This window comes from Halodesulfovibrio sp. MK-HDV, assembly GCF_009914765.1.
Classification (GTDB): Bacteria; Desulfobacterota; Desulfovibrionia; order Desulfovibrionales; family Desulfovibrionaceae; genus Halodesulfovibrio.
This window is the reverse complement of sequence record NZ_WYDS01000046.1, coordinates 1-3759: the sequence shown is the minus strand read 5'-3', so window position 1 is coordinate 3759 and position 3759 is coordinate 1. Positions and strand designations below refer to the sequence as shown.

Annotated in this window: 6 protein-coding genes and 1 pseudogene; 6 read left to right on the top strand and 1 reads right to left on the bottom strand. The window is 48.8% G+C overall.

All coding sequences use genetic code 11. From position 1 onward, the window contains the following. The 5 genes from MKHDV_RS18505 to MKHDV_RS18485 form a co-directional block, all read left to right on the top strand. Window positions 1-366: hypothetical protein (locus tag MKHDV_RS18505; protein WP_160717962.1), on the top strand; the 366-nt coding region annotated here is incomplete at its 5' end. Next, window positions 367-711, top strand: a complete 345-nt coding sequence (locus tag MKHDV_RS18500) for a DUF2730 family protein (protein WP_020001971.1) — start codon at window positions 367-369, stop codon at window positions 709-711. Then, on the top strand, window positions 708-998 hold the full coding sequence (locus MKHDV_RS18495; protein ID WP_020001970.1) for a hypothetical protein: 291 nt from the start codon (window positions 708-710) through the stop codon (window positions 996-998). Before MKHDV_RS18500 ends, MKHDV_RS18495 begins: the two co-directional genes overlap by 4 nt. A gap of 8 nt (window positions 999-1006) precedes the next feature. Then, window positions 1007-1597, top strand: a complete 591-nt coding sequence (locus MKHDV_RS18490; protein WP_160717960.1) for a hypothetical protein — start codon at window positions 1007-1009, stop codon at window positions 1595-1597. Continuing rightward, window positions 1597-3060, top strand: a complete 1464-nt coding sequence (locus tag MKHDV_RS18485) for a hypothetical protein (protein ID WP_160717958.1) — start codon at window positions 1597-1599, stop codon at window positions 3058-3060. Before MKHDV_RS18490 ends, MKHDV_RS18485 begins: the two co-directional genes overlap by 1 nt. On the opposite strand, the gene MKHDV_RS18480 is transcribed toward MKHDV_RS18485, so the two are convergent. Next, window positions 3047-3397 (bottom strand): hypothetical protein, encoded by a 351-nt coding sequence (locus MKHDV_RS18480; protein ID WP_160717956.1) that lies wholly within the window; start codon window positions 3395-3397, stop codon window positions 3047-3049. The genes MKHDV_RS18485 and MKHDV_RS18480 overlap by 14 nt on opposite strands. Window positions 3398-3421: 24 nt before the next feature. Between MKHDV_RS18480 and MKHDV_RS18475 the strand changes: the two are divergent. Further along, a pseudogene (locus MKHDV_RS18475) lies at window positions 3422-3759 on the top strand (DUF935 domain-containing protein); the annotation flags it as partial.

The window sequence follows — 3759 nt, the reverse complement described above, 5'->3', positions numbered from 1 at the left end:
GGAACGGATTCCGACGATGCGGCGCTTGCCGCCTTGCAGCAGAATCCAGAGCTTGCCCTCCAGTTTCAACAGGCATGGCAGAGCTACGAGCTCGGCTTGGAAAAAGAGCTTACCAAGCGTCATGAGGCAGACATGAAGTCTGATTCATGGCTTTCTAAAAACGTACGCCCCTTGGTGCTGATTGGTGTCACGCTGGCGGTGTTTGTCGCTACCTTTGTTCCTGTCGCGTATGTTCCACCAGATAAATACAAGTTCTTAACTGAGCTTTGTACGTGGACCTTTGGCTACTACTTCATCAGTCGTTCCGCGCTGGATAAGAAGGGGGCGAAAATACCTAATCCGTTAGCATTGCTCGGGAGAAAGTAGGTGAAAGAATTTGATACCATTCTGCGCCTTATCCCGTTGGCGCTATGTATCGTTCAGGGCTTGTTTGCATGGGGGCTTTGGTCGCTTTCAAAGCGATTCGTAAGCACAGAGGAATGCAAAAAGTGCCGTAAACATCTGGAGGGTGCAGTTATGGAAATGCAGAGCCGCCAGACAGCCGTTGAGTCATCAATTAGAGAGCTGCCCAGTAAAACAGAATTGCATGATCTAGCCCTGACAATGAAAGACCTTCAGGGCGATCTTAAAGGAATGCAGGCAGCCGTTGAAAAATTAGAAACCATGACGAACCGACAGGAAGAGTTCTTGCTGAATGGAGCTGCCAAATGAGCTATGCCGATTACGTAACTGAGCATCTACGAATTACAATTCTTCGATTACTTGATGAATCTCCCAGCATGAAATCCAACGAAAGCGTGCTTATTGATGCCGTAGGTGAGTATGGCTTTGCGCCAAGCCGTGACAAGGTCCGTACAGAGTTGTTTTGGCTCAAAGAGCAAGGACTTGTGGAATTAAAGGGGGACTCGTGTCTTGTGGCTGGTTTGACTGTTCGTGGTGAAGACGTGGCAAAGTGTCGAACCATTGTTCCGGGCGTTAAGCGTCCAAGCTTGCACTAGGCGCACCTATGAAACGTAAAGGCAGAGAACACGCACCAGAAACGGTTTGGAAGGCGCAGGAACTATATTGTGTGGCACGTCTGACGTTTCGTGAAGTAGCGAAACAAGCGGGTGTTGCAGAATCTACAGTGAAGCGCTGGGCGGTGAAGCACGAGTGGCGTGACAAGCGGGAGCGAATCGCTCGTGCCGAATGCGACATTCGAGCTGATCTGGTTCTTGCGCGATCGGAGATGATCAAATCTTTGATGAAAAGTAAGGACGCTCAAACTGGATTTGCTGTAGCTTCGTTGGAAAACTTGGCAATAAAACAGGCTGAATTTCAACGGGCGGGCATTATCGCCGATGTTGCCACCCAATATGAGAAACGCCCGATAGGCTCTGTCAAAGATGCGGTTTTGGCCTTGCGTGAAGCTGTAGAGAAAAAGTTGGGCTTACTGTTGGCCAGTCCTGACGATGTAAACTTTAAAGCCATTGTGGACATTCAAAAAGCATTGAAGCTGCTTGCGGAGATGGAAGCAACACACAACGTGAATCAAGAAGATGCGCCTAATAAAGGCATGACTGCTGATCTTGCGGCGAAGATTCGGGAGCTGATGTAATGGCAAGGCTGCTTCCATACCAAAAAGAATGGATAGAGGACAAATCGCCAGTGAAGTTCTGGGAAAAGTCTCGTCGTATCGGTGCCTCATGGGCAGATGCAGCGGACAGCGCTCTTGTGGCGGCTCTCAGTAAGGAAGAGGGCGGTATGTCCACGTATTACCTTTCGTACAACAAGGATATGACCAAGCAGTATGTGGCGGATACCGCAGACTGGGCGAAGAAATACAACCTTGTTGCTGGTGAAGTGGAAGAGATTGTTTTGGCTGATGCTGAAAGAGATGTGACCATTTATCAGGTACGTTTTGCCTCCGGCTTTGTGGTGCAGGGGCTTTCTTCTAACCCTTCCAACTTGCGTTCAAAACAGGGGCGAGTGCGAATTGACGAGGCCGCGTTTGTTGAAGACTTGGGCGAACTCCTTAAGGCCGCATTGGCGCTCACTATGTGGGGTGGCGATGTGGCCGTAATCTCCACGCATAATGGCGAAGAGTCAGAGTTCAACCAATACATACAAGATATCCGAGCTGGAAAGCTTGATTACACCTTGCACCGTACTGATTTTGAAGAAGCCCTTCATGCTGGATTGTTTAAAGCCATTTGTGGTGTGAAAGGGGATACGTGGGAACAGGCTGCTGAATCCGCGTGGCGAGAGAAAACAATTGCTCGCTATGGTGATGGAGCAAGCGAAGAGCTGTTTTGTGTCCCGTCAAAATCTGGTGGTGCATGGCTTACTCGTAATCTTATTGAATCGTGTATGTCGCCAGATCTTCCGGTCATTACGTGGGAACCGCCAGCTGCTGATTTTGTAGACTGGCCTTTGGATATCGCCCATAGCGAGGTTAAGGACTGGTGCGAGGCAGAACTTGCGCCGCTTCTTATGCGTTTGCCGCAAGGCTGTCGCCACTATTTTGGTGAAGACTTCGGGCGTACTGGTGACTTAACCGTACTCACTCCTTTGACTGAAAATGACGACTTATCGCTAGTAACTCCGTTTCTTGTTGAGCTACGCAATGCTCCATTTAGAACACAAGAGCAGATTCTGGCCTACTTGGTGGATAGGCTTCCTAACTTCTCAGGTGGGGCGCTTGATGCACGCGGTAACGGTCAGTCACTGGCTGAGTTTGCACGCCAGAGATACGGCGTAGATTTTATTGCAGAAGTGATGCTTTCTCAAACGTGGTATCGCGAACAGATGCCACCACTTAAAGCGCAATTTGAAGATCGCACCTTACTGATCCCGAAGACCAGTGCCGTGCTGGAGGATTTACGAGGCATAAAAATGCAGAAGGGAATCCCCAAACCGCCAGAGTCCAGCACTAAGGGTAAAGACGGGCAACGTCACTGTGACAGCGCTGTTTCAATAGCGTTGGCATTGTTTGCCCGTAATACCATTGAGGTGGATGTTGAATGGCGGTTCGCAACGGCAGGCGGTGGGGCGGCGAAGCGGATGATTACCGGGTACTAAGGTAAATAAGCAAACCAGATGATACGCTAATAACCAAGGACACGATGGCACCTTTCCAAAAATCAGTATGGCATTCAAGATATTTGAACCCATCAGGGGTGACAACATGAATATATTGAATTTCACTTTTACTGTGGATATCGGCTCTTCCAAGATATTTCAGTTCTATAAGCGCTTTTGTCACTGACGACTGAGGAGTTGAGAAAAGCTCTGCATAGAAGGCAGTAGTTAGCGTCATGTCATCGTAGTCTTCGAAATCATATTTCGAGGCGTGGGAAAGAATTCGTCGTTTTAAATTGTTGGCGTTTAACACAGTATTTATGAGTTTTTTAAGCATGATTGGATTCTCCAAAAGGTAATTATGAACGGTATATATCTTTCTACCAGTGAGTTTGTCGAGTTCTCTAATCCTAGTAATGAATTATTGAACACAGAACTCGCTACTCGCCAACGGGCGGGCGGATACTCACCCGCAATGGCGTTGGGGAGCCTTCCTGACCCTGATCCCGTTTTACGTAAGCGCGGAGACGGTGTCGCAGTGCTTGATGACTTAATGGCAGACGATGAAGTTACGCAGGCAGTTCAGGGACGCAAGCTCATGACGCTGAATAAGCGCCAGTATCAGTTTGTTCCGGGTGCACCTGCAGGAGCAGAACCTGAAGCAGAGGCCGTGAAGCTGTGTGACAGTCTTGTTCGTGA

Excerpts from the sequence above, each read along its gene's own strand:
- MKHDV_RS18495 (WP_020001970.1), top strand. The coding sequence starts at position 708 with ATGAGCTATGCCGATTACGTAACTGAGCATCTACGAATTACAATTCTT.
- MKHDV_RS18490 (WP_160717960.1), top strand. The coding sequence starts at position 1,007 with ATGAAACGTAAAGGCAGAGAACACGCACCAGAAACGGTTTGGAAGGCG.
- MKHDV_RS18485 (WP_160717958.1), top strand. The coding sequence starts at position 1,597 with ATGGCAAGGCTGCTTCCATACCAAAAAGAATGGATAGAGGACAAATCG.
- MKHDV_RS18480 (WP_160717956.1), bottom strand. The coding sequence starts at position 3,397 with ATGCTTAAAAAACTCATAAATACTGTGTTAAACGCCAACAATTTAAAA.